Source organism: Streptomyces sp. S3(2020) (assembly GCF_013044505.1).
Taxonomy (GTDB): Bacteria; Actinomycetota; Actinomycetes; order Streptomycetales; family Streptomycetaceae; genus Streptomyces.
Genome location: NZ_JABERD010000500.1, coordinates 1 through 1,557, shown reverse-complemented (window position 1 = coordinate 1,557; position 1,557 = coordinate 1). Strand labels below are relative to the sequence as shown.

Genomic DNA, 1,557 nt, shown 5'->3' with positions numbered 1-1,557 from the left:
CCATATTCATCTGCGTGACACAGACACTGCATGACGCAGACAACAACTCTCCACAGCCCCCTCCCCTCCCCGCCCGCACCCGCTGGGCGATCCTGGCCGTGATCCTCGCCGCGGACGTCCTCGACCTCCTCGACGCCACGATCACCAACATCGCCGCCCCGACGATCACCGCCGACCTCGGCGGCGGCCCCGGCCTCGTCCAGTGGCTCGGCGCCTCCTACGCACTCGCCCTCGGCGTACTGCTCGTGCCCGGCGGACGGCTCGGCGACAGATACGGCCGCCGCAGGCTCTTCCTGCTCGGGCTCGCCGGGTTCGTGGTGGCCTCACTGGCCTGCGGGCTCGCCCCCGACCCGACGACCCTGGTCCTCGCCCGGCTCGCCCAGGGCGCCTTCGGGGCCCTCGTCATCCCGCAGGGCTTCGGCATCCTCGGCGCCACCTGGCCCCGCGACCAGATCGGCAAGGCGTTCAGCCTCTTCGGGCCCGCGATGGGGCTGTCCGCGGTCGGCGGCCCGATCCTCGCCGGGTTCCTCGTCGACGCCGACGTCCTCGGCCTCGGCTGGCGCCCCATGTTCCTGATCAACCTGCTCCTCGGCGGCGCCGCCCTCCTCGCCGCCGCCCGCCTGCTGCCGCGCGACCCCGGCGACCGGACCGTCTCGGTCGACATCCGCGGGGCCGTGCTGCTCACCGGCGCGCTGCTCGGCCTGCTGGGCGGGCTGATCGACGCCTCGGCGGGAGGCTGGACAGGCGGCTGGACCGGTCGGCCGCCGATCCTCCTGGCCTGCGGCCTCGCCCTCTTCGCCGCCTTCTGTCACCGCCAGCGCACCGCGCCCCACCCGCTCATCGAACCGACCCTGCTCCGCAACCGCGGCTTCGCGGCGGGCCTGACCCTCGGCGTCGTCGCCTTCGCCGCGACCGCCGGCCTCCTCTACGTCCTCTCCCTCTTCCTCCAACAGGGCCTCGGCCGCTCCCCCACCGGCACCGCGCTCGCCCTGATCCCCCTGACCATCGGCATCGTCATCGCCTCGATCGCCTGCCACGGCCTGATCCACACCCACGGCCGCCGCCTCGTCCCCGCCGGCCTCCTCACCCTCCTGACCGGCTGCGCCTGGCTGACCCTGCTGATCCACCGTTCCGGAACCCACACCGGAACCTGGTCCCTGGTCCCACCCCTGCTGATCCTCGGCATCGGCATGGGCACCTGCTTCGGCACGGTGTACGACATCACGATCGGCGACATCGCCCCGACGGAGGCCGGCAGCGCGAGCGGCTCACTCAACGCCGTACAGCAACTGGCCAACGCGATCGGAGCGGCGGCGGTGACCTCGGTCTACTTCCGAACGACCGGCGACACGACGCACGCCACCACGGTCAGCCTCCTCACGGTCGCGGCCGCCCTCACCGTGTGCCTGCCCCTCGTAGCCCTGCTACCGCGCAGGGCACAGGAGAACGAGCACCACTGAGCCCTCAAGAAGGGCAGGCGCAGCCGCCCTTCTTGAGGGCTCAGTGGTGCTCGTTCTCCTGTGCCCTGCGCGGTAGCAGGGCTACGAGGGGCAGGCA

At 72.6% G+C, this 1,557-nt stretch carries 1 protein-coding gene; it reads left to right on the top strand.

Going from position 1 to position 1,557, the window contains the following annotated elements:
• Positions 1-2 precede the first annotated feature (2 nt).
• Positions 3-1,460 carry an MFS transporter gene (locus HLK59_RS49920; RefSeq protein ID WP_346780015.1) on the top strand — a complete coding sequence of 486 codons (1,458 nt, stop codon included), beginning with the start codon at positions 3-5 and terminating at the stop codon, positions 1,458-1,460.
• The last annotated feature ends 97 nt before the right edge of the window (positions 1,461-1,557 follow it).